This is a genomic window from Streptomyces sp. NPDC102259 (assembly GCF_044766465.1).
Taxonomy (GTDB): domain Bacteria; phylum Actinomycetota; class Actinomycetes; order Streptomycetales; family Streptomycetaceae; genus Streptomyces.
In genome coordinates this window covers 409,384-432,177 of record NZ_JBIWMA010000002.1, presented here as the reverse complement: position 1 = coordinate 432,177, position 22,794 = coordinate 409,384, and the positions used below count along the sequence as shown (strand labels likewise).

The window sequence follows — 22,794 nt, the reverse complement described above, 5'->3', positions numbered from 1 at the left end:
AGCACCGCGCCGCGAACGTTCCCGCTCCGGTCGGCCGTTCACCCGCGCAGTACCGGACCAGGAGGAGTGGGCGTGCTGAAGTGCGGGCCTGTCGGCAGGGACGGCGAGATCCGGGACGTGGCCGGGACACTGCTGTCCACCGGCGCCTCGGCGCGCACCCTGCTGCTCGTCGGCGGAGCCGGGACGGGCAAGACCGCTGTGGTGGAGGAAGCCCGGCGAGCGGTGGTCGAGCAAGGCGCCACGGTGTTACGGCTGCGCTGTCACGACGGTGGGAACCCGCCCGGCGCGGCCGCGCTGGCCGATGGCGTCCACCAGGTGCTCACCAAGGTTCATGACCGCCGGAGCCCGGCCCGTACCAGTGCGGTCCGCCGGATCCGGCTGCGGAACACCGGCCGGGACGGTGAGTTGACCCTGCTGTCCACCCTCAGCGAGGTGGTCGCGGACGCGGCCCGTCACCTTCCCTTCGCGTTGGTGATCGACGACGTCGAGCGGATGCCGTCGGCGACGGCGTCCGCCCTCGGCCTGCTGTTACGCGTCTTCCGCCCCGCCGGCGTCCCGATGGTGATGGCCGGCCGCCCCGCACGGCCCGGGCACCCCGGAGACGATGGCGTCCGGCAGCTCACGGCGGCGGCCGACCGGCTGCTCGAACTGCCTGCGCTGCGGCCCGCCGACGTGGAGACCCTCGTGGTGCGGCGGCTCGGCCGCCCGGTCGAACCGGCACTGGTGACGGCGGTGCTGCGGTCGCTGGGCCCGATGGCCGGCACCCCCGAGGCCGTGCTGTCGGTGCTCGACTCGATGGCGGAGCGCGGCGACTTCCTGGAACTCGACGGCCATGTGTGCCTGGCCGAGCCGGAACAGGCGCTGCGGCTCACCACGGACGTGGCACGGCTGAGCCGGCTCTGCTGGCCGGCCGGGCCACCGGACGCCGCCGCTCTGGACGCGGCGGCCGCCGTGGCCCGCAACCTCGAGCACGCCGAGATACGGCTCGACGATCTGCACCGGCTGAAGCCGGGCGGCCCACGCCGGGCCGGCCTCGTCGACCGAACGCTGACCCCGCTGGTCGGGGACGGGATCCTGACCGTGGACGAGGACCGCCGGATCGCGTTCGCCGTTCCGGCCCTCGCGGCGGCGCTGCGGGCGCTGCCCACCCGGCACGCCGTGTCGTCGCTGCACGCGCTGATCACCAGATCGCTGACCGATCGGCTGGGCGCGGAGACGGCCGGGGGTGGATATCCCCGGCTGGCCGATCACGTGGCCGCCGCCGGGGCCGAGTTGGACGACGCCCTCGCGGTGGATGTGCTGCTGGCGGCGGCCCGCACGGACGCCAGGTCCGACTGGTCCCGATCGGTGCGCGCCTACTCCTGGGCACTGCGGCGCCTGCCGCCGCACGACCGCCGGACGCCCGGCGTGCTGTACGAGTCCGCCGAGCTGAGTCTGCGCCACGCCGACCACCCCGGTGCGCTGGCGCTGGGCGAACCGCTGTCCGCCTGCCTGGACGCGTCGTCCACCGAGCGGAACCGGGAAGGTCTGGATCACGTCGCCGGGGTGTGGGCCCTGGCGGCACTGCACGAGCACCGGTTGCCGCACGCCCTCGACGCCGGGCCCCGGGGCCGTGCCGTGGTGGAACACGCGCCCGCCGTGGCCGGTTTCGCGGCGCTCGTCGGTCCGTACGGACTGGGCCCGGTGACGCGCGGTCCGGGTAAGGAGGCCCACCTCGCAGCTGCCGCCGCGGACCCGCGGCCCCGGTCCGGGCCGCTGCCCTCGGCCGCGGAACTCCGGCTGCTGGCCGGGGCCGCGGGGAGCCGCGCCGCGCTGTCGGACGCCCTGCCGCCGGACGCGCACGGCGCACGGAACCTGGACGGCCTCCGGAACGCGGCCGCACACGCGGACCTGGCCGGCGCCCTGGCCGCCGTGCTCGGGGACCGCTACACGGGGGCGGGGGACAGCACGGCCGCGCGGTACCAGGTCATGGTGCGTGAGTACCTGCAAGGGGATTGGGGCCGGGCCCTGGCGTCCGCCCGCCGGATCGAGGCGCGCAGCCGGACCCGCGGCAGCACGGCCGGCCCCGCGCAGCCCGCCCGCGCGCTCGCGGCCGAGATCCACTGCGCGCGCGGGGAGTTGGGGTACGCCCGGACCTGGCTGGAGCTGGTTCCCGACACCGTGGCCCATCCGCTCGTCGCCTGGGCGAGGCTGGGGCTGCGGTACTGGTCGGGGCAGGTGGAGGAGGCACTGGAAGGGGCGCTCGACGAGGTGCGGCGGGCTCGCCGGGAGGGTCTGCTCTCGGGCGTCGAGAAGGTGCTGCTGCGGTATCTGTCGTTCGCGCTGCTGGAGGCCATGCCGTCGGCCATGGAGAAGGCGCTGGACGAACTGGAGGCGCTGGACGAGGAGGTGGGCTCCCCCATGACCCGTGAGGCGGTGCTCGTCGGCCGGGGTCTGGTGCGACGCGACGCGGACAGCGCGCTGGCCGCTCTCCGGTCGGTGCGCCGACGGGGCGACGCGTACCTGGAACTGCTCTGCTGCCTGGGCCTGGTGGAGATCGGCGACGACTGCGAACGATGGCTGGCCGAGGCCACGCGCGGCGCGCAGGAGCTGGGCATCGGACGCGCCACCCGTACGTCGCTCGGCCATATGACGCGCCGCCGGAACCTCGTCCTGCCGAGGGTGCGTCCGGCCAAGGACGAGTTGAGCGAGGAGGACGTCGAACTGACGGCCTTGGTCAGCCGTGGGGCGACCAATCGGCAGATCGCGGCGCGGCTCATGTGGAGCGAGAAGACCGTGGAGCGGCGGCTGACGCGGCTGTTCCAGCGCACCGGTTGCCGCTCCCGGGTGGAGCTGGCCGCCGCCTGGCTGGACGGCAGCCTCGCCCACCGCGACCTGGTGCCGGACGGCGGGCGCGGCACGGCCGGAGGCTCGTTCCCCGTCCCCGGCCCCGCCTCCGTCCCCGTCCCCGGGTCGCCGTCGAGCCGGCGCTGACACGTGCCGCGTCCCGGCTCGGTCCCGGCCGTATCCCGGCTGTGGCGCGCCGGCAGGTGCTTCGGCCGGCGCCTCACGCTGTGGGGAGCACGGCGCGCGCGGGGCACGGCCCCTTCCCGTCAGCGGGTCAGGAGAGGCGGGCCGCGTGGGTGTCGACGGGCAGGCCGAGTCGGCCGGTGTCGAGCGAGCCGTCGCCGTTCACCTGGAAGTTCCAGTCCGCGCCCACGATGTAGCCGAGCACCAGGAGCGCGTCGGTGTCGCGCAGCGCGGCGTCCCGCCATTGGTCGTCGCGGAACTGCGCGGCGGTCACCACGAAGAGGCGGCGGGCGTGCGCCTTGGCTGTCACCAGGGCGATGCTGTCCTGCCGCACGGTCTGCGGGGCCGACGATCTCCGGTCGGATTCCCACGCCATGCTGTCCTGGCAGGCCAGAGCCTCGTCACGGGTCGCCGCGGTGCGCAGCCGCGCCGAGCGCGCGCCCAGTCCGTCGGTGATCGACGCAGTGGCCGCCGAGCCCACCAGGACGACTGTGGCGAGCAGCCCGACCGGACCCGAGATCAGTTCGGTGATGAGGGCCTGTGCCAGGCACCGGACATCGTTGTCCTCACCCGTCAGGGCGATCGCCCCCGGCAGCCGCGAGAGGTCGACGAGCACCCTGTCACCTTGATGGCGCCCGAGGGTGACGGCCAGGGAGTAGGGGTGCGCGACCTCGGCGACCCCGTTTCCCGGACCCGTCAGTTCCTTCGGTTCCACCCACCACTCCTTGCCCGACAGGTCCGCGGTCCACGGCGCGGGCGCGGGAGCGTCGGCACCGGCGAGCAGCAGCGTCAGCCGCTGTCCCGAGTGGATGACCGCGTGCACCTCGGGCAGCGCGCGACCACTGTGCGCGCGCCCTTCGGCCACGGCGCGCAGGCCGAGGGCGACCGCCTCGAGTTCCTTGCGACGGGCGCTCGCTCTCGCACCACGGACCTGCCCCGGCCAGGCGTCACGTCTGCGCAGGAGCCATGCGGCGGCGGCCCCGAGCAACACCGGGACGAGCACCACGGACAGGACAATGGACGCGATCATGCGGCCACCTTTGTTACTAGAAGTTGCCAGAACTGGTCACCGGCTCTGCGGCGACGCCGCCCGCGGCGCTCCGCGGGCGCATCGCCAGGGGCCCGGTGGCACCCGGGGAAACACACCGCCGCCGACCGGCGGACAGCCGAGCGAAATCGTCGAAACGCGTTCCCACACCATCGTGGTGCTCTCCCCGCTTCCGGTGGAAGGCGCGACAGCGAACCTTGCCGGTCTGTACAGGCCCGTCTGGACAGGGCGGTCTGGACAGGCCCGGTCGGGACTGGCCCGTCTGGACAGGAAGGACGGACCGGCCGCTCGCGCCAGGTTTCCCTCGGTCGACGGGCGTCGGGCCGGTGGCACGGTTGTCCGGCCCTCACCGGTGACAGCATCGCCTTCCTGAACCTCGTGGAAGACCTGTGTGAATTGGGGGGCGCGTGCCTCATCAAGTACTCGGCGACACCGTGCGCGTGGCGATTCACGCGCCCGCCCCCCTGGTCCGCGCCGGACTGGCCGGCTTCGTCGCACTGGACCCGCGTCTGCGCGAACTGCCGCAGGACAGGATCCGGGAGGCCGACGCCATCGTGGTCGCCGTGGACGTGGCGGACGCCTCCGCCCTGGACCTGCTGCACCGCCTGTGCGACAAGCCCGGCGCACGCTTCCTGGTGGTGGTGGGCAAGAAGTGGCGGGCCGACCTGACGGCGGCGCGGAAGCGGGGCGTCCGTGCCGTCGTGTGGTGGGACTTCTGCAGCCCGGACGTCTTCGCCCGATCGGTGCGCGCGGTGGCCGGCAGCGAGGAGAGCTCGCTCTCACCCCGACTCGCTCCCGGGGGTCAGCCGCGGAACGCCGAGCGGACGGACCATCACACCGCCGCCTCCCGGGGACGGGCCGTCCCCGGACTGGACTCTCGCGAGGTGGACGTGCTGCGCCTCATCGCCGAGGGAAAGCAGTGCGACGAGATCGCGATCGAACTCTCCTACTCCGAACGCACGGTGCGATACATCCTGTACGGCGCGATGAAGCGGCTACGAACGCGCAACCGTGCCCACGCCGTCTCCTACGCCATCCGGGCCGGGCTGATCTGAGCCGCCGGCGGTGGGAAATCTCGTCGACAGCGCGCCACCGCGCCAGGCAGAGTGGCCGCTCGTGACGAGCAGCGAACTGTGGACCCGCGCGACCGCCGACCGCTACGACGCCGAGGAGGACGAGATGTCCTCGGCCGCCGTCCTCGGACCGACCCTCGACTTCCTCGCCGAACTCGCCGGCGACGGCCGGGCACTGGAATTCGCCATCGGCACCGGCCGCGTGGGCGTTCCGCTACGGGAGCACGGCGTGCCCGTGGTGGGCGTCGAACTGTCCGAGCACATGGCGGCGGTCCTACGCCGCAAGATCGACGAGGAGACGCTCCCGGTCGTCCTCGGGGACATGGCCACGACCGTCGTCCCGGGCGAGTTCACCCTGGTGTATCTCGTCTACAACACCATCACCAACCTGCTCACGCAGGACGAGCAGGTCGAGTGCTTCCGCAACGCCGCACGGCACCTGGCGCCCGGCGGCCGCTTCGTCATCGAGCTGGGGGTGCCGCCGCTGCGGTTCCTGCCGCCCGGGCAGGTCGCGGTGCCGTTCGACGTCTCCGAACGGCATCTCGGGTTCGACACCTTCGACCTGGTCGAGCAGATCCTCGTCTCGCACCACTTCACCCAGGACGCCGACGACGGCGGCTACCGCCGCGGAAACTCCCGCCACCGGTACGCGTGGCCGGCGGAACTCGACCTGATGGCACGGATCGCGGGACTCGAACCGGAACGGCGTGTCGCGGACTGGGGCGGCGCACCGTTCACCCAGGATTCCACGAAGCACATCTCCGTATGGCGCAAGCCGACCTGACCCGCCTTCCTCTCCGCCGAAACCGCCCCCGTCGACCCTGCCCCGTCGAACCCGCCCCCGCCGAACCAGCCCCGGTCGACCCGCCCCCGCCGTGCGCGGTGACGCCGACCGGTGATTGGCTGTCCCCGATTTCGGCAGCGAGTCCATCCACAGGAGGCCCTTTCATGAGCAGTCCCCACGCACTCGAGTACAAGGTCGTCACCTTCCGCGAGTCACTGATCGGCGACGCGCTGGACAGCGACAAGCTGGAGAAGGTGCTCAACAAGCACGCCGAGGACGGCTGGGCCCTCAAGGCGATCACGTCCGCCGACGTCAAGGGCCGTATCGGGCCCGGTGCGGTCGAGGGCCTGCTCCTCACGCTGGAGCGTCCGCGCCGCTGACACCCGCGGTCCCGCCCGTAGGGGCCGCCCACGGGTGCCGCTCCGCGGAAGGTCGTGGAGCGGCACCGGCCCCGGCACCGCCCCGAGGCCGGACGCCTCCCGTGATCCCTCGATGACACCCATGGCCAGTAAGCCCTCAATGGCATGGAAAGTCGCAAAGCTCCCTGTTGTATGGCTTCACGTACAACCGGAGCGAGGGAACATGGCCAACGACACCACCGGCGACCGTCCACCCGACGAGTTGAAGGCCAATGCGATCGGGTTCGTCGACGCACTCGTCATCGGGCTCAACGCCACCTCACCGGCGTACTCCCTGGCGGCGGTCATCGGTCCGATCGTGGCGCTCGTGGGGATCTACGCCCCTGGCGTGCTGGTCGCTTCGTTCGTGCCGATGCTCCTGATCGCGTCGGCGTTCTACTACCTCAACAAGGTCGACCAGGACTGCGGCACCACCTTCTCGTGGGTCACCCGGGCCATGGGTCCCTGGGCCGGCTGGCTGGGCGGCTGGGCCATCACCATGACCGGAGTGCTGGTCGTGGGGTCACTGGCGGACGTCGCCGTGTGCTTCGCGCTGCTCGCCTTCGGCCTCGACAGCTGGGTCGACAACGACTTCGTGCGCCAACTGCTCGCGGTGCTGCTCATCCTCGTGATGACCGCCGTGTGCGTCGTCGGCACCGAGGTCTCCGCCAAGGTGCAGAACGTCCTCATCCTCGCCCAGGTCGTCTGTCTGCTCGCCTTCGTCGTCGTGGCGCTCTACCGCGTCTACGCGGGCACCAGCACCTTCGATTCCGTCGAACCGTCGATCGGGTGGCTCAACCCCTTCGGCGCCGGCGGATCGACGCTGACCGGCGCCCTGCTGCTGGGCGTGTTCATCTACTGGGGCTGGGAATCCGCGGTCAATCTCACCGAGGAGGTGGAGGACTCCGCCACCGCCCCCGGCAAGGCGGGCGTCTGGTCGACGGTCATCCTGCTGGTGACCTACGTCTCGGTCGGCTTCGCCGTCGTGGCCTACGCCGGAACGGCCTTCCTGGCCGAGAACGCCGACGAGGAGGAGTTCATCTTCGCCCTGCTCGCCGGCCAGGTGATGGGCGGCTGGGACTGGGTCGTGCTGCTGGCGGTCTCCACCTCGGCGCTGGCGTCGACACAGACGACGATCATCCCAGCGTCCCGTACGGCGCTGTCCATGGCACGCCGTCACGCGCTGCCCGCGCACTTCGCCCACATCCATCCGCGGTTCCGCACGCCCGACGTGAGCACCTGGTGGGTCGCCGGCATCGCCATCGCCTGGTACCTCGTCGTCAACCAGATCAGCGCCAACGCCCTCTTCGACTCGCTCACCGCGCTGTCGTTGCTGATCGCGTTCTACTACGCCCTCACCGGTGTGGCCTGCGCCGTCTACTACCGCCGCCATCTGACGGAGAACTTCCGCCACTTCGTCCTCATCGGCCTCGGCCCGCTCGTCGGCGCCGGGCTGCTGGCCTGGCTCCTCGTGGAGTCGGTCTCCGACATGGCCGACCCCGCGAACTCCTACACCGGCACCTCGTGGCTCGGCGTGGGCCCCCCGCTGGTCATCGGCGTCGGCATCGCCGCCGCGGGAGTGGTGCTCATGGTGCTGTGGCGGCTGAAGTCACCCGTCTTCTGGTCGGAGCGCGCAGGCGTGGCGGACCCCGATCTTGTCCACGGCGTCCCCGGCAAGGAGTCCTGAGATGGCGGTCGTCCTCGGATACGACGAGTCTCCCGGCGCGGTACGCGCCTTGCGCATCGCGATCCAGACGGCGGCCGCGTTCCGTGAGCCGCTCGTGCTGGTCTACGGCGCCGCGGCCCCGGGGCCGGGCGGCGAGGAGTACCGGGCGCACCACGAAGCCGTCCGCGAGGCCGGACGCGTCGCCCTCGATCACGCCGTCACGGCGGCCGAGGCGGCGGGCGTGCCCACGACCGTCGAAATCATCGACCAGAAACCGGCGCAGGCGCTGGTCGACGCCGCGACACGCCATGAGGCGAGGTTCATCGTGGTGGGCAGCTGGGGCGAGAGCCCGATGCGCGGGGCACTGCTGGGCTCGACCCCCCACAAACTCCTGCACCTGTCGAGCGTCCCGGTGCTCTGCGTCCCGACCGAGCAATGAGCCGCAGCACAACACATCACCCTCGCCGTCACCGTCACCGTCACTCCAGGACACTCAACCGCACCTGGCAGCTGACCGAGACCGCGCCGGGACTGTTCAGACTGCCGTTCGCACGAACCTGAGGGCAGCGGTGACCGTGGCATGGCCGCGGATCATGCCCAGCAGGTTCCAGTCCATGCCGAACTGCGCGCGGTCCACGGAGAATTCGGCGTCCAGGGTGAGCGCGTCGGCGCGACGGCCGCGTCCTCCTTGGCAGGGTCGCCGCCGGAGTCGACGGTGAGCACGAGGTGTTCGCTGTCCCAGGCGGTCTCCATGGCGCCGCGCAGCAGCCGACCGGCGAACGGCGAGGACGCGATCTCGTCGGTGACCAGCCCGATCACGGCCGTACGGCGACGGCGCAGGCCGCGGGCGACGGGGTCGGGGCGGTAGCCCAGCTGGACGGCGGCCTGCCGGATACGTTCCTGTGTCACGGACGAGAGGTTGCCCTCGGCGCGGCCGTTGAACACGAAGGACACCGCGGTGTGCGACACACCGGCGAGCCTGGCGACGTCCCGCGACGTCGGGCGCCCGGTGCCCGTGCTCCTGCTCTCCTCGGCGCCACCCACGCAGTCCGCCGCCCTCGCCCAGCCCGTCCCCACCGATCACCGGCCACCCTATCCGCTGTGAGCGCCATGCACGCGGGAGATCCCCAGGGCCCCGAGGGGGGTCTTGGTCGTCCGCTTCGATCTCGGGATTCCATGGCGGGCGAGGACGCTTTCGGGTGGGGTGGGAGCACGTCGGCCGCCGGCGATGTCGGCCCGGCCGGCCCGGTGGAGGGGGGCGCGGGCCAGGTCGCGCCGGGCGCTCATGACGACCGGGGTGTGGTGGCGGCGGACCCGGCCGTCGGACCTGTCGGCTGCCAGGGGCGACCGCCTGCCGGCTCGCCGTACATGACGGCCAAGGGGTGCGCCGGTGAGGTCTCTCCGGCCCGGCTCAGGCGGGCCGCCTCTCTGCCGGGTGTGACGTTCTCGGGATCAGCCAGGATGCGATGAGCGACCGTACGGATGGCAGTCACGTTGCGGCCGAGCCGGTCCACAGCGGCGACCGCCGACCTGTCGTACGCCCCTCTCATCGCGAAGGTACGGAGATTCGGCGGCCGCGCCCAGGACGATCTCGCTCAGCCCAGGAAGCTGAGTCGAACCTGACGGTTGGCATTGTCCTTGTTCGTGTCCACCAGGCACACCGACTGCCACGTGCCCAGCTCCAGTCGTCCGTCCACGACCGGCAGGGTCGCGTGCGGCGGGACGAGGGCCGGGAGGACGTGGTCGCGGCCGTGCCCGGGGCTCCCGTGCCGGTGCTGCCAGCGGTCGTCGGCGGGGAGGATGGTGTGCAGGGCGGCGAGGAGGTCGTCGTCGCTTCCGGCGCCCGTCTCGATGATCGCGATCCCGGCCGTGGCGTGCGGGACGAAGACGTTCAGAAGGCCGCCGCGGCCGGCGGCCACTTCGCGCAGGAACGCCTCGCAGTCGCCGGTGAGGTCGACGACCCTCTCCCGGGAGCCGGAGGCGATGTGCAGAACTCGGGTGGTGAACGCATCTGACATGCCCCCATCCTCACCCATACGCCGGGTTCCGTACCCGATCTCACAGCCGGACCGGGAAGATCCACGCCGGCCCTTCAGTTGGTAGAGGCGTGAACAACTTGCGTGAGGTCGAGGTCGTCGTCATAGGCGCCGGCCAGGCGGGCCTGGCCGCCGCCCATCACCTGCGGCGCACCGGTTTCGAGCCGGAGCGCCACTTCGTGGTGCTCGACCACGCCCCCGCCGCCGGGGGTGCCTGGCAGTTCCGGTGGCCCTCGCTGACGTACGGCAAGGTGCACGGGATGCACGCGCTGCCCGGCATGGAACTGACGGGCGCGGATCCCGCCCGGCCGTCGTCCGAGGTCGTCGCCGAGTACTTCGACGCCTACGAGCGCGCCTTCGACCTGCGCGTACGGCGGCCTGTCGATGTGCGGGCCGTGCGTGAGGGCGCCGACGGGAGACTGCTCGTCGAGACCTCCGACGGTACGTGGTCCCCGCGGGCCCTGATCAACGCCACCGGCACCTGGGACCGGCCGTTCTGGCCGCGCTACCCCGGCCAGGAGACCTTCCGCGGCCGGCAGCTGCACACCGCGCGGTATCCGGGTCCCGAGGCGTTCGCCGGGCTGCGGGTGGTCGTGGTGGGCGGCGGCGCTTCCGGTACCCAGCACCTGCTGGAGCTCGCGCCGTACGCGGCTCGGACCACGTGGGTGACGCGCCGGCCCCCGGTCTTCCGTGAGGGGCCCTTCGACGAGGGCGCGGGCCGCGCGGCCGTCGCGCTCGTGGAGGAGCGGGTGCGCCAGGGACTCCCGCCGCGGAGCGTGGTGTCCGTGACCGGACTGCCGCTCAACGACGCGGTCCGGCAGGGGCTCGCCGACGGGGTGCTGGACCGGCTGCCCATGTTCGACCGGATCACTCCGGACGGCGTGGAGTGGGACGACGGGCGGCGGGTCGCCGCCGATGTCATCCTGTGGGCCACCGGATTCCGGGCCGCGATAGACCATCTCGCGCCGCTGCGGCTGCGCGAGCCGGGCGGCGGGATCCGGGTCGAGGGCACGCGCGCCCTCGCCGATCCCCGCGTCCATCTCGTCGGCTACGGGCCGTCGGCCAGCACCATCGGCGCCAACCGGGCCGGCCGCGCGGCCGTACGGGACATCAGGCGGCTGCTCGCGCAGGACCCGGTCGCCGCCTGACGCCCTGCCAGGTCACCCGGCTGCCGCCGACTGGCTCTTCGGGCTCTTCGAGCTCTGCTGGTTCCGGTTGAACTCGGCGACGTTGCGCTGGTGCTCCGCGTAGCTCGCCGTGAAGCGTGTGTCGCCCGGCTTGACCGTGACGAAGTACAGCCAGTCGCCCGGGGTGGGACTGATGGCCGCGCGCAGCGCCTCCTCGCCGGGGTTGTCGATCGGCGTCGGCGGCAGCCCCATGCGCTGGTAGGAGTTGTAGGGGCTCTCGACGCGGGTGTCGTTCTCCGTGGTCTTCAACGTGAAGCGGTTCAGCGCGTAGTTGATGGTGGAGTCCATCTGCAACGGCATCCCGCGCTCCAGCCGGTTGAACACGACCCGGGCCACCTTGCCCATGTCCGCCTTGGTGGCGGCCTCGGCCTGCACGAGGCTGGCGATGGTGACCGCCTGATAGACGTTCATGGCGTTGCGCTGGGCGCCGGCCGCCGTCGGCGCCCCGTTGAACTTCTTGTTGGCGGTGTCGACCATGTAGGACAGCAGCGTCTGCGGCGTCGCCTTCTTGTCCAGCGGATACGTCGCCGGGAAGAGGTAGCCCTCCGGGTTGCCCTCGGCGTCGTTCGGCAGCTTCAGCCCGGCCTTCGGCAACGCCCGCCTGGTGGTGCCGGCCGGCAGGGCGAGCGCCTTGTCGACGGCCTCGTAGACCTGGCTCGCGCGCCAGCCCTCCGGGATGACCAGGGTCGCCGGCTTCGGCTTCTCCTTCGGACTCTCCAGGTTCAGCAGCGGCACCGCCACGGCGGCGCCGGCCACGACGGCGCCGGTCGCGATGAGGACGAGACGGCCCCGGCGCGTCAGTCGAATCGTGCTCCGTGGCGGAGTGTTCATCTGCATGCGGGCACGGTAACCCTCATATCGTCACAAACCCGGCGCAACTTGCCATACTGTCAGCTTGTCGGCTCCAGGCGGGCATCCCGTCGCACCAGGGCCGCGTACCGCCCCTCCCGCGCCAACAGCTCCTCGTGCGTGCCCCGTTCGGCCACCTGCCCGGAGTCGAGGACCACGATCTGGTCGGCCCCCCGAATGGTGGACAGCCGGTGGGCGATGGTGAGCGTGGTGCGGTTGGCCGAGAGCGCGTCGATGGCCTCCTGGACGGCCTGCTCGGTGCGGGTGTCGAGGGCGCTGGTCGCCTCGTCGAGGATCAGCACCGGCGGGTCGCGCAGGATGGTGCGGGCGATGGCCAGCCGCTGCTTCTCACCACCGGAGAACCGGTGCCCGCGCTCGCCGACGACCGTTTCGTAGCCGTCGGGCAGAGCGGCGATGTGGTCGTGGATCTGCGCCGCCCGCGCCGCCGCGTGCAGCTCCTCGTCGGTGGCGTCCGGCTTGGCGAAGCGCAGGTTGTCGGCGACCGTGGCGTGGAAGAGGTACGTCTCCTGCGAGACGACGCCGACCGCGCGCGCGAGGGTGTCGAAGTCGAGGTCACGGACGTCGACGCCGTCGAGGGTGACCCGGCCGCCCGTCACGTCGTACACGCGCGGCACCAGGTAGCCCAGCGTGGACTTGCCGGCGCCGGTCGGCCCGACCACCGCGAGACTGCCGCCGGCGGGGACGTCGATGTCGATGCCGTCGAGGACGGGGCCGCCCTTGCCCTCGTACCGGAAGGCGACGTTCTCGAAGCGGACCTCACCCTTGATCTGGTCGAGACGGACGGGATTGTCGCGCTCGGTGATGTCGATGGGCAGGTCGAGGTACTCGAAGATGCGCTGGAAGAGCGCGAGGGAGGTCTGGATCTGCACGCCGGTCGACAGAAGGCTGACGGCCGGGCGGAACAGGCCCTGCTGGAGCGAGACGAAGGCGACGATCGTGCCGAGCGAGACATCGGGGCCGCCGAGCTGGAGGGCCATGCCCGCGGTCCAGTAGATGAACGCCGGCATGGCGGACATGACGATCCCGATCACGGCCATGCGCCAGCGCCCGGCCATGTTCGACCGCACCTCAAGGTCGACCAGCTGCTCGGACTCGTCGGCGAAGGACCGCGTGAGGGAGTCGGAGCGGCCCATGGTGCGTCCGAGCAGGATGCCGCTGACCGACAGCGACTCGGTGACCGTGGCGGCCATCGCGGCCATCTGCTTCTGACGCTGGGTGGTGATCTTCTTGCGTTCGTTGCCGACACGACGGCTGATCCACACGAACACCGGCAACAGGAGCAGCGAGACGACGGTCAGCCGCCAGTCGAGGGCGATCATCGCGATGATGGTGGCGACCACGCTGGTGAAGTTGGAGACCAGGGAGGTGGCGGTGGAGGTGACGGTGGCCTGCATGCCGCCGATGTCGTTGGCGATGCGGGACTGCACCTCGCCGGTCCGCGTGCGGGTGAAGAAGGCGAGGGACATCCGCTGGAGGCGGTCGTAGACGGCCGTCCGCAGGTCGTGCATGACGCGCTGGCCGACGGTCGTGGAGATCAGGGTCTGAAGGACGCCGAAGACACCGCTCAGGACGGCGCTGAGGATCATGCCGAGGGCGAGGAGGCTCAGCAGGCCGGTGCGCCCCTCGGGAATGGCGACGTCCAGCGTCTCCTTCAGCAGGAACGGGGTGGCCACGGCGACCAGCGAGGCGGCGGCGACCAGCACGCCGACGACCGCGAGCCGGGCGCGGTAGGGCTTGAAGAGCGTGAGGATGCGGCGCACCTGCCGGGGCTGTTCGGGCGAGGTGCCGGGCGAGGGGGTCCAGTCGATGTGATCGCGGGGCATGGCTCCTACGGAGGGTGAGACGGTGAGGACTGACGGAGCATAGCTCATTGTTACCTATACTCACAATGAACGGCGTCCTGATATTGTTCCCGTATGACCACCCCCGATTCCGACAGTCTGCTCGCCGAGCAGCTGCTGCGGCTCACGCGCCGGGTGCACCGCATCCAGAAGCACCATCTGGAGCGGAGCGGGCTCGCCGTCACCCCGGCCCAGGCCCGGCTGCTGCGCACCCTGGCCCACTGCGACGCACCGCCGCGCATGGCCGACCTCGCCGAGCGGCTCGAGGTGGTGCCCCGGGCCGTCACGACCCTGGTCGACGGGCTGGAGGGGAGCGGCAAGGTGCGGCGAGTGCCGGATCCCACGAACCGGCGGGTGATCCGGATCGAGCTCACCGAGGACGGCCGCAAGGCCCTGCAGCAGCTACGGGGCGCGCGGATGTCCGCCGCGGAGGAGATCCTCGATCCGCTGACGGACCTCGAGCGCCAGGTGCTGAGCGGATTGCTGGACGCGCTGGTGGACGGGACACCGGACCGGACGCCGAAGCATGGACAAGGGCGGGGCCAAGGGCAGGGACGGGGCCGGGGGCAAGGCCCAGGGCAGGAACACGGGGGGCACGGGCACAGCTGCTGAGCCTCGCGAGAACGGGCCGTGGCCGCCCCTCCGGTAGTACGGAGGGGCGGCCACGGCCCGGCGCGTCGGCGGCGTCCGTTCAGCCGGCCTCGGGGACGGTCTCCTTGGCGGGCCCGGCGGCGACGACCACCGCGATCCCGACCGCCGCTTCCGGACTCTCCGAACCCTCCAACCGCTCCGACTGCTCGGAGCCTTCCGGCCGCTCGGACCCCTGCGGCTTCGCGGACCCCTCCGGCTTCGCGGGGCCGTCCGGCTCCTCTTCCGGCAGGACGACGGTCTCGCCGTCGAGGACCTTCCTGGCCCGCTCCAGGTCCAGTGCGCCCTCCCAGCGGGAGACGGCGAAGACCGCCACACAGTTGCCGAGGAGGTTGGTGACGACGCGCATCGAGTCCATGATGCGGTCCACGCCGAGCAGCAGGGCGACGGCGCCGGCGGGGATGGCCCCCAGCGAGGAGGCGGTCGCGGACAGGGCGAGGAAGGCCGAGCCGGGGATGCCGGCCATGCCCTTGCTGGTGAGCATGAGCACCAGGATCACGGTGATCTGCTGGCCCAGGCTGAGGTCCACGCCCACCGCCTGGGCGATGAACAGCGTGCCGATGGACAGGTAGAGCGAGGCGCCGTCGAGGTTGAAGGAGTAGCCGGTGGGAAGCACCAGGCCCACGGCGTCGTCGCGGGCGCCGGCCTTGCGCAGCTTCTGCATCACGCGCGGCATGACGGACTCGGTGGAGGCGGTGCCGAGCGCGAGGAGCATCTCCTCGCGGATGTAGCGCAGGAACTTCCACAGGCTCAGCCCGGTGACCAGCCGCAGAGCCACGGCGAGCAGGGCGATGAACAGGGCGGCGGCCGCGTAGCACAGGATGATCAGCTTGCCGTAGGTCTCGATCACTCCCAGGCCGTAGTTGCCGATCAGGACGGCCATCGCGCCGAACACGGCGATCGGCGCCAGCCGCATGACGAAGCCGACGATCGCGAAGATGATCTCCTGGGCCTGCTCGATGGCCGGCAGGACCTTCGGCACCTTGGTGTGGCCGAGGTGCAGCAGCGCGGCACCGACCAGGCAGGCCAGGATGAGCACCTGGAGCAGGGAGTTCTCCGCGAAGGCGCCGATGAAACTGGTGGGCAGCGCGTTCACGACGAACTCGGTCGTCGAGGGCAGCGAACCGCCGCCCGTCTTCGCGTCGACCGCCGAGGTGTCGAGCGTGGACGGGTCGACGTTCATGCCCGAGCCGGGCTGGACGATGTTGGCGGCGAGCAGCCCGATGACCAGGGCGAACGTGCTCGCGACCTCGAACCAGACCAGGGCCTTGAGCCCGATCCGGCCGAAGGCCTTCAGGTCACCGGCCTTGGCGATGCCGACGACGACCACACAGAACACCAGGGGCGAGATGATCGTCTTGATGAGCCGGGTGAAGCCGTCGCCGAGCGGCTGGAGATCCGTGGCCACCTCGGGCCACAGCTTCCCGACGACGATGCCGAGCACGAGCGCGCAGGCGACCTGCGCGAAGAGTGAGGTACGCAGTATGCGTGCGACGCGTCGCGGCGGGGACGGGACGGACGGCGGCACGGGCACTCCTTGGGGGGATGGCGGCACGCAGGAGCCCGAACGGGGACGGACAGAACTTCTGCGATGCGGAAAGCGGCTTCCGTGGCGATCACTTTGAAGGTGCCGTTGATCGCGCACGAGACCTGGGCGTTTCCGCTGTGTAAATCCCGCCACGAGTGACGCGTCGCACGCGCTGCGCCTCAGCAGCCTTCGTGATCCTCGGTCAGCACCCCCTGCACCGTGGTCAGTCGTCGGTCGTGGCAGCCGTTCGAGCCGTACAGCCGGTAGCGCTCGCTCGTCGTGCCGACGGCATGGCGCTGGTCCCGGGGCACGCCGACGGTGAAGGTGGCATCGCCCGTGTACGTGTCGTCGAGCCGTGACCACGACACGCGTCGGCCGTTCCCGGTCGTCACGGAGTCGGCCCGGTCGCCGAGGGTCAGCACGGTGCGGAGCCGGTCGTCCGCGCCGAGGGTGGTGGTGCCGTTCATCGTGTAGGTCCGGTGGGTGCGCGTCGTACGGGCCGGTCCGCGACCGTCGACGGTGACCGACTCGTCGTCCGTCCAGGAGGCGTCGAGGCCGTCCACGGTCTCACCGTCGGTCCAGCGGTGCGCGGAGGTGTTCGCGAGGGCGCGGGTCACGGAGGTCCGCACGCGACCGTGCGAGGTGTCGAGGTACCCGGCGACGGCCAGCCGGTGCCCGCCCTCGGCTTCGACGCGGTGCTCCGTGCCGGGCGTGTAGGTGGTGGAGTCGGTGGGTTCGCCCGCCGCGTGCGTGAGGAGCCCTCCCTCGACGACGCTCTTGCCCGGGTCCCGCCAGACGAGCACGTTGACCGGCGCGCTCCAACCGCTCTGTCCTTCGGACACCCCGACGACGGACACCTCCACGCGGTGCGGACGGCCGTCGTTGAGGATCCCTGCAAAGGGGGTCAGGTCGTATTCGATCGGCTTGACGTCGAAGGCCCTGGGGCCCGGAATCACGTACCAGAGGAAGGGGTTGGACCAGCCGCCGGTCCAGACGGTCGGGAAGGGGACGGCGATTCCGGCCAGTTGCCCGTCGACGCTGACCTGCACCTCCCGATAGGGGCCGTCGTCCGACCGGCAGGAGTAGGGCGCGGCCGCGGGCACGGTCAGATACCAGTACTCCTCGCATCCGCCGCCGGAACCGGTGGCATAGACCTCGGCGATGACGCGTTCGCTGTTGCGGGGCGTGGTGAGGGTCGTGCCACCCGGGCCGTCGGACAGGGTGAGGACGCGGTCGGGGGCGGCGGCGGCCGGTTTCCCCTCGTAGAAGGTGAGCGTCACCTTGACACTGATCACGCCCGTGTAGGTGTCGTCGACGACGTTGCCGATGAGCATCTCCACCTCCCGGGCGGAGCGGAACGTGTCGGCGTAGCGGGTGACGTCCTTCTCGACGGACCACTCGATCCCGTCGGGCGACGGCTCGGGCGTCGACGTACGGAGGATCTCCACCCCGCCGACGTGCAGATAGCCGAGCCGGTCGAACTGCCGCCCCTGGACCTCGCCGTCGAGGCGCAGCACCACCTTGCTCCAGCGGTCCCCGCAGCCGTCCGGCGGGGTGTACGAGCCCCGGTACGGCGTGAAGTCGCGGAACTGCGCCTCGGCGAGGGTGACCTGGCAGCTTTTGCCGTGGGGCCTGGTCACGGGCGGGGCGGCGGTGAGGGGATCGTGCCAGTCGGTGCCGAACTCGGCGGGAGGCTCGACCGAGGCGGACGCCGACGACGGCGAGAGCGAGGGCTGCGACGGCGACGACGGGGAGGTGTCCGCTCGGGCCGTGCCGCTCCCGAGGACGGTGCTCGCCAGGAGGATCGCCCCCGTGAGCATGGACATGATAATCCGGCTTCTCATGGCCGGTGTTCTACGGGGAGTCGACCGCTCCCCGCAATGACGCCTCCGTCACGAGGGCTAGGCCTTCAGCGCATCCCTGTCCCCCATGACCACCACGGGATGCCGAGCTGGGTCGAGGGTACGCAGCAGGTATTCCATCGCCGCCCGCGACAGGCTGACGCAGGCCGATGTACCGCTGCCATGGTCCATGTGCAGCCAGATCCCACCGCCCTTCTCCTCACCCTCGGGCCGCGCCGGGTCGTCGGGCGGGACACCCTTGACGCGGTTGTAGTCGATGGCGATGACGTAGTCGAAGTCGTGCCAGTGCGATCTCGCCCACCAGCGCGGCGCGGCGAAGGAGGCGGACCGTGTGTACGGCAGCCTGGTACCGGGATCGGCCAGGACACCGCCCGCGTCGGTGAGCGTGAACACGCCGACGGGACTGCGGTTGTCGCCGGCGTGGTGCTCGCCGGTCCAGCCCTTCTTGCCGTTGTGCCCCTGCCAGCTCCGGACACGCTCCCAGGCCCTGCCCCTCCTGGCGTAGAGCACGACGATAGCGTGCGCGGAGTCCTTCCCGTCGCCGTACACCGCCACAACCTGGCGTGAAACAGCGGGGATCCGCCGCAGCAGCCGGTCACCGACACCCGGGACTCCACTCGCCGCGGCCGCGCTCGGCGAGGTCCCGCTCCTGCGGCCGCCCGCTCCCGACATACCGTCACTCCCGTGCTGCACGGCCGCACCACCACACGCGGACAAGGCCGCGAGCAGGAGGCCGCAGATCACCGGCGCGGCTCCCGCGCGCCACGCATCGCCCTGTCGCATCGGCCCATGCTCGCACCACTAACCGTGCGTCAGCGCCAGGTTCCGGACATCCGGGCCGTGTCGGACAGCTGCCGGATCCGGCCGCCGCCATGGAAAACCGGTTGATTTTGACCACGCTGCGACGCGAACCTTGCACGGTTTGTTGCCGCTCCCCGCGGACCTTCCCGCGTTCGTCCGCCGCACCCACCCCTCTCCTTCCGCCTCCTTCCTTCTCCGTCGCCCCCCTCCCCCACCCTGACTCGAGCCACTGGGACGTCATGCAGATCCAAGACCTTCCGTACCCCGACCCGGGTGTGCCGGACGCACGCTCGGGACTCCGCTTCCTGTGGTGGCTCGGCCGCAACCAGCTGGGCGGCCAGCTCAAGGCCCTGGCCTGGGGGCTGCTGCACTTCGTCGCCGTCTCGGCGCAGCCGTTCTGCGTCGGGTTCGCCATCGAGGCCGTCGTGGACCGATCAGGTACCCGGCTCGCGCTCACCGGCTGCATGATGGCCCTGTGCGGTGCCGCCACCGCGATCGGGGACACCTTCCTGCACCGCGCCGCCGTCACCAACTGGATCACCGCCGCCGCCCGGGTGCAGCAGCTGCTCGCCCGCAAGGCCTCGCAGCTCGGCTCCGCGCTGACCCGGCGGGTCGCGGCCGGTGAGGTCGTGGCCGTATCCACGGGCGACGTCGAGAAGATCGGCTGGTTCGTGGAGGCCGTGTCCCGCTTCACCGCCGCGGCCCTCACGGTCCTGCTGGTCTGCGTCGGCCTGGTCGTCTACCAGCCGGCGCTCGGCCTGGTGGTCGCCGTGGGCCTGCCCGTTCTCGCGCTAGCGGTGCTGCCCCTGCTGCCCCCGGCGACACGACGGGCCGACCACCAGCGCGAGAAGGCCGGACGCGCCACCGAGCTCGCCTCGGACACCGTGGCCGGCCTGCGGGTGCTGCGCGGGATCGGCGGCGAGGAACTGTTCCTCGACCGCTACCGCAGCGCCTCGCAGGAGGTCCGCCACGCGGCCGTGCGCAGTGCCCGCATGTGGTCGTTGATCAGCGCCATCCAGGTACTGCTGCCCGGCCTGCTGCTGATCACGGTCGTCTGTTACGGCGTCCATCTGGCACGCGAGGGCCGCATCACCGTCGGCGAACTGGTCACGGTCTACAGCTCCGTCATGGTCCTGGCCTATCCCCTCCGGCACTTCGAGGAGATCGCGATGGCCTACTCCTTCTCGCGCCCGTCGGCCAGACGCGCCGCCCGTGTGCTGTCCCTGGAGCGGGTCACCGACATCGGCGGATCGCGCGCGGCCGACACTCCCACGGGCGACCTGTACGACCCCGCCACCGGGCTGCTCGCGCCGACCGCCCGGCTCACCGCCGTGGTGTGCGGCGACCCGGACGCCGCCGGAGAGCTGGCGGAACGGCTGGGCGGACATCCCCCGGAGGACAGCCCTTCGGTACTCCTCGGCGGGATCCCGCTGAACGAACTGCCGCTGGACTCCGCGCGCACCTGCGTCCTCGTCCAGGACAAGGACCCGGTACTGCTGTCCGGTTCCCTGCGCGACCTGCTCGACGTACCCGCCTCAGGTGCGGTCGCCGCGGGTGCGGCGCTGGCCGCCGCCCAGTGCGAGGACGTCCTCGACGCACTCGTACAGGGCTCGTTGGACGCCGACGACCCGATGGACGCCCACATCACCGAGCGCGGCCGGTCCCTCTCCGGCGGCCAGCGGCAACGGCTCGCGCTGGCCCGCTCCCTGTACACCGACCCCGAGGTCCTCGTCCTGGACGAGCCCACCTCCGCCGTCGACTCGCACACCGAGGCACGGATCGCCGACGGGCTGCGCGAACTGCGGGCGGGGCGCACCACGGTGGTGTTCACCTCGTCCCCCCTGCTGCTGGACCGGGCCGACCGGGTCGTGCTCGTGCACGAGGGCGAGGCCGTCGCGGTGGGCGGGCACCGCGAACTGCTGCGCTCCGAGCCCCGGTACCGGGCCGTGGTGACCAGGGAGACCGACGAGGAAGCCGCGCTGGGCCACGCCCTCACGGACGAAAAGACCTCCCTGAGCGGTGTGTTGAAGGACCTGGAAGACGACCGACTCGAAGAGATCGAACGCGAAGAGATCGAGGAGACCGCATGATCGGCGTGGCGCCGCCCGCGTACGACCCGGCGGCACCGACGACGGCTAACACGCTGCCCGTCGGCGCCCCCGCGACCGTCCGCGCCTACGTGGCCGAACTCCTGCGTCGGCACCGCCGCGCCTTCCAGCTCCTCCTGCTCGTGAACACGGTGGCCACGGTCGCCTCGATGGTGGGTCCGTGGCTGCTCGGCGACCTCGTGGAGCGACTGTCGGACGGCGCGCGCGAGCTCCACCTCGGGCTCATCGCCACGCTGTTCGTGCTCGCTCTGGTCGTCCAGGCCACCTTCGTACGACAGGTGCGGCTGCGCGGCGCGATGCTCGGCGAGCGCATGCTGGCCGACCTGCGCGAGGACTTCCTCGTCCGCTCGGTGCGGTTGCCGCCGGGTGTGCTGGAGCGGGCCGGGACGGGCGATCTGCTGTCCCGCATCACCACGGACATCGACCGGCTGGCCAACGCGATGCGCGAGGCCGTGCCCCAGCTGACGATCGGCGTGATGTGGGCTCTGCTGCTGCTCGGCGGGCTCGTCGTCACGGCGCCGCCGCTCGCGCCGGCCGTCCTGGTCGCGGTGCCGCTGCTGGTGGCCGGGTGCCGCTGGTACTTCAAGCGGGCGCCGGCCGGCTACCGCTCCGAGGCCGCCGGCTACGCCTCCGTCGCCGCCGCCCTCGCCGAGACCGTGGACGCCGGCCGCACGGTGGAGGCCCACCGGCTGGGCGAGCGCCGTATCGCGCTCTCCGAGCAGCGCATCCGACAGTGGACCGCCTGGGAGCGCTACACGCTGTGGCTGCGTTCGGTGCTGTTCCCGGTCATCAACCTGGTGCACGTCACGGTGCTCGGCTCGGTTCTCATGCTCGGCGGGGCGTTCGTGCTGCAGGGCTGGATCGGGGTCGGTCAGCTCACGACGGGCGCGCTGCTGGCGCAGATGCTCGTCGACCCGGTGAACCTCATCCTGCGCTGGTACGACGAGCTTCAGGTGGCCCAGGTCTCGCTGGCCCGCCTGGTCGGAGTGCGTGACATCGAGCCGGACGGCGGGGACTCCGGGCTCGTGCCGGACGGGCGCGACGTGCACGCCGACCGGGTCCATTTCGGCTACCGGGAGGGTGTCGACGTGCTGCGCAAGGTGACCCTGGAGGTCTCCCCCGGCACCCGGCTCGCCCTGGTCGGACCCTCGGGCGCGGGGAAGTCCACGCTGGGGCGGCTGCTCGCCGGGATCTACGCGCCGCGCGACGGCCGGATCACCCTCGGTGGCGCCGAGCTGTCGCGGATGACCGCGGAACGCGTCCGCTCCCATGTGGCGCTCGTCAACCAGGAGCACCACGTCTTCGTCGGCTCCCTGCGCGACAACCTCCGGCTCGCCCTCCCGCACGCGCGACTCCGCTCGGGCGAGGGGAACTCGACGGCCTCGACGGCTGAGGAGGGTGCCGCACACGCCGAGGACGCGGAGCTGTGGGCGGCTCTGGGCGCGGTCGACGCGGACGGCTGGGCCCGGGCCCTGGACGACGGCCTCGCCACCGAGGTCGGCTCCGGCGGTGTCGCGCTCACCCCGGCGCAGGCTCAGCAGATCGCCTTGGCCCGGCTGGTCCTCGCCGACCCCCACACGCTGGTGCTGGACGAGGCGACCTCGCTGCTCGACCCGCGTGCCGCCCGCCACCTGGAGCGGTCCCTCGCCCGCGTCCTGGACGGCCGCACCGTCGTCGCCATCGCCCACCGCCTGCACACCGCCCACGACGCCGACGTCATCGCCGTCGTCGAGAACGGCCGCATCAGCGAGCTGGGCAGCCACACCGAGCTGGTCGCGGCGGACGGAGCGTACGCGGCGCTCTGGCGGTCGTGGCACGGATGAAACCACGGCCAGGGGCACGGCTACGAGCCCAGCCACGGGCACAGCTGGGGGCACGGTCGAGGAGCGACGCAGCGGCGGCAACGGCCCGGCACCGGTGCGAGGCCTGAGAGCG

17 protein-coding genes and 1 pseudogene are annotated in these 22,794 nt (G+C 71.8%); 10 read left to right on the top strand and 8 right to left on the bottom strand.

Going from position 1 to position 22,794, the window contains the following annotated elements:
* Positions 1-72: 72 nt before the first annotated feature.
* Positions 73-2,973, top strand: coding sequence for an AAA family ATPase (locus ACIRPU_RS06490; RefSeq protein WP_403862493.1), 2,901 nt, complete (start codon positions 73-75; stop codon positions 2,971-2,973).
* A gap of 127 nt (positions 2,974-3,100) precedes the next feature.
* On the opposite strand, the gene ACIRPU_RS06485 is transcribed toward ACIRPU_RS06490, so the two are convergent.
* On the bottom strand, positions 3,101-4,039 hold the full coding sequence (locus ACIRPU_RS06485) for a hypothetical protein (RefSeq protein ID WP_403862490.1): 939 nt from the start codon (positions 4,037-4,039) through the stop codon (positions 3,101-3,103).
* Between the two features lie 458 nt (positions 4,040-4,497).
* Between ACIRPU_RS06485 and ACIRPU_RS06480 the strand changes: the two genes are divergently transcribed.
* The 5 genes from ACIRPU_RS06480 to ACIRPU_RS06460 all read left to right on the top strand — a co-directional run bounded on the left by ACIRPU_RS06480 (position 4,498) and on the right by ACIRPU_RS06460 (position 8,417).
* Positions 4,498-5,112, top strand: a complete 615-nt coding sequence (locus ACIRPU_RS06480) for a response regulator transcription factor (RefSeq protein ID WP_403862487.1) — start codon at positions 4,498-4,500, stop codon at positions 5,110-5,112.
* 61 nt (positions 5,113-5,173) lie between these two features.
* Positions 5,174-5,914 (top strand): class I SAM-dependent DNA methyltransferase, encoded by a 741-nt coding sequence (locus ACIRPU_RS06475; RefSeq protein ID WP_403862484.1) that lies wholly within the window; start codon positions 5,174-5,176, stop codon positions 5,912-5,914.
* Positions 5,915-6,078: 164 nt separating this feature from the next.
* The gene (locus ACIRPU_RS06470) at positions 6,079-6,294 is read left to right on the top strand and encodes a DUF4177 domain-containing protein (RefSeq protein ID WP_334518072.1); all 216 of its coding nucleotides are present in this window, start codon (positions 6,079-6,081) and stop codon (positions 6,292-6,294) included.
* A 202-nt stretch (positions 6,295-6,496) separates the two neighbouring features.
* Positions 6,497-7,999 (top strand): APC family permease, encoded by a 1,503-nt coding sequence (locus tag ACIRPU_RS06465; RefSeq protein WP_403862481.1) that lies wholly within the window; start codon positions 6,497-6,499, stop codon positions 7,997-7,999.
* Position 8,000: 1 nt separating this feature from the next.
* On the top strand, positions 8,001-8,417 hold the full coding sequence (locus ACIRPU_RS06460; protein WP_403862478.1) for a universal stress protein: 417 nt from the start codon (positions 8,001-8,003) through the stop codon (positions 8,415-8,417).
* A gap of 230 nt (positions 8,418-8,647) precedes the next feature.
* Here ACIRPU_RS06460 and ACIRPU_RS06455 read toward each other — a convergent pair.
* A pseudogene (locus ACIRPU_RS06455) lies at positions 8,648-9,022 on the bottom strand (LacI family DNA-binding transcriptional regulator); the annotation flags it as partial.
* Positions 9,023-9,573: 551 nt separating this feature from the next.
* Complete coding sequence (locus ACIRPU_RS06450; RefSeq protein ID WP_403862475.1) at positions 9,574-9,996, bottom strand: secondary thiamine-phosphate synthase enzyme YjbQ; 423 nt, start codon at positions 9,994-9,996, stop codon at positions 9,574-9,576.
* Positions 9,997-10,085: 89 nt separating this feature from the next.
* On the opposite strand from ACIRPU_RS06450, the gene ACIRPU_RS06445 reads away from it, so the two are divergent.
* Positions 10,086-11,162 carry an NAD(P)-binding domain-containing protein gene (locus ACIRPU_RS06445; RefSeq protein WP_403862473.1) on the top strand — a complete coding sequence of 359 codons (1,077 nt, stop codon included), beginning with the start codon at positions 10,086-10,088 and terminating at the stop codon, positions 11,160-11,162.
* Positions 11,163-11,174: 12 nt separating this feature from the next.
* Here the strand turns inward: ACIRPU_RS06445 and mltG are convergent, their stop codons facing one another.
* Positions 11,175-12,038, bottom strand: a complete 864-nt coding sequence (mltG, locus tag ACIRPU_RS06440) for an endolytic transglycosylase MltG (protein WP_403862470.1) — start codon at positions 12,036-12,038, stop codon at positions 11,175-11,177.
* A gap of 53 nt (positions 12,039-12,091) precedes the next feature.
* A complete protein-coding gene (locus ACIRPU_RS06435) occupies positions 12,092-13,894 on the bottom strand; it encodes an ABC transporter ATP-binding protein (protein ID WP_403862467.1) in 1,803 nt (600 codons plus the stop codon).
* Positions 13,895-13,987: 93 nt separating this feature from the next.
* Here ACIRPU_RS06435 and ACIRPU_RS06430 point away from each other — a divergent pair, with 93 nt between their 5' ends.
* Positions 13,988-14,524, top strand: a complete 537-nt coding sequence (locus tag ACIRPU_RS06430; protein ID WP_384123561.1) for a MarR family winged helix-turn-helix transcriptional regulator — start codon at positions 13,988-13,990, stop codon at positions 14,522-14,524.
* Positions 14,525-14,603: 79 nt separating this feature from the next.
* Here ACIRPU_RS06430 and ACIRPU_RS06425 read toward each other — a convergent pair whose 3' ends face one another.
* From ACIRPU_RS06425 to ACIRPU_RS06415, 3 genes are all read right to left on the bottom strand, one after another.
* Complete coding sequence (locus tag ACIRPU_RS06425) at positions 14,604-16,088, bottom strand: cation:dicarboxylate symporter family transporter (RefSeq protein ID WP_403862463.1); 1,485 nt, start codon at positions 16,086-16,088, stop codon at positions 14,604-14,606.
* A gap of 179 nt (positions 16,089-16,267) precedes the next feature.
* Positions 16,268-17,932, bottom strand: coding sequence for a peptide-N4-asparagine amidase (locus tag ACIRPU_RS06420; protein ID WP_403862460.1), 1,665 nt, complete (start codon positions 17,930-17,932; stop codon positions 16,268-16,270).
* Positions 17,933-17,989: 57 nt separating this feature from the next.
* Positions 17,990-18,733: a L,D-transpeptidase family protein gene (locus ACIRPU_RS06415; protein ID WP_403862457.1), complete on the bottom strand. Its 744-nt coding sequence runs from the start codon at positions 18,731-18,733 to the stop codon at positions 17,990-17,992.
* 257 nt (positions 18,734-18,990) lie between these two features.
* Here ACIRPU_RS06415 and ACIRPU_RS06410 point away from each other — a divergent pair, with 257 nt between their 5' ends.
* Entirely contained in the window at positions 18,991-20,841 is a 1,851-nt protein-coding gene (locus ACIRPU_RS06410) for an ABC transporter transmembrane domain-containing protein (RefSeq protein WP_403862454.1), read from the top strand.
* A complete protein-coding gene (locus ACIRPU_RS06405) occupies positions 20,838-22,682 on the top strand; it encodes an ABC transporter ATP-binding protein (protein ID WP_403862451.1) in 1,845 nt (614 codons plus the stop codon). Before ACIRPU_RS06410 ends, ACIRPU_RS06405 begins: the two co-directional genes overlap by 4 nt.
* Positions 22,683-22,794 lie beyond the last annotated feature (112 nt).

What these genes read in the sequence shown, in the direction of transcription:
- ACIRPU_RS06485 (WP_403862490.1), bottom strand. Translation starts at nt 4,039, where the DNA reads ATGATCGCGTCCATTGTCCTGTCCGTGGTGCTCGTCCCGGTGTTGCTC.
- ACIRPU_RS06470 (WP_334518072.1), top strand. Translation starts at nt 6,079, where the DNA reads ATGAGCAGTCCCCACGCACTCGAGTACAAGGTCGTCACCTTCCGCGAG.
- ACIRPU_RS06465 (WP_403862481.1), top strand. Translation starts at nt 6,497, where the DNA reads ATGGCCAACGACACCACCGGCGACCGTCCACCCGACGAGTTGAAGGCC.
- ACIRPU_RS06460 (WP_403862478.1), top strand. Translation starts at nt 8,001, where the DNA reads ATGGCGGTCGTCCTCGGATACGACGAGTCTCCCGGCGCGGTACGCGCC.
- ACIRPU_RS06450 (WP_403862475.1), bottom strand. Translation starts at nt 9,996, where the DNA reads ATGTCAGATGCGTTCACCACCCGAGTTCTGCACATCGCCTCCGGCTCC.
- mltG (WP_403862470.1), bottom strand. Translation starts at nt 12,038, where the DNA reads ATGCAGATGAACACTCCGCCACGGAGCACGATTCGACTGACGCGCCGG.
- ACIRPU_RS06435 (WP_403862467.1), bottom strand. Translation starts at nt 13,894, where the DNA reads ATGCCCCGCGATCACATCGACTGGACCCCCTCGCCCGGCACCTCGCCC.
- ACIRPU_RS06430 (WP_384123561.1), top strand. Translation starts at nt 13,988, where the DNA reads ATGACCACCCCCGATTCCGACAGTCTGCTCGCCGAGCAGCTGCTGCGG.
- ACIRPU_RS06420 (WP_403862460.1), bottom strand. Translation starts at nt 17,932, where the DNA reads ATGAGAAGCCGGATTATCATGTCCATGCTCACGGGGGCGATCCTCCTG.
- ACIRPU_RS06415 (WP_403862457.1), bottom strand. Translation starts at nt 18,733, where the DNA reads ATGCGACAGGGCGATGCGTGGCGCGCGGGAGCCGCGCCGGTGATCTGC.
- ACIRPU_RS06410 (WP_403862454.1), top strand. Translation starts at nt 18,991, where the DNA reads ATGCAGATCCAAGACCTTCCGTACCCCGACCCGGGTGTGCCGGACGCA.
- ACIRPU_RS06405 (WP_403862451.1), top strand. Translation starts at nt 20,838, where the DNA reads ATGATCGGCGTGGCGCCGCCCGCGTACGACCCGGCGGCACCGACGACG.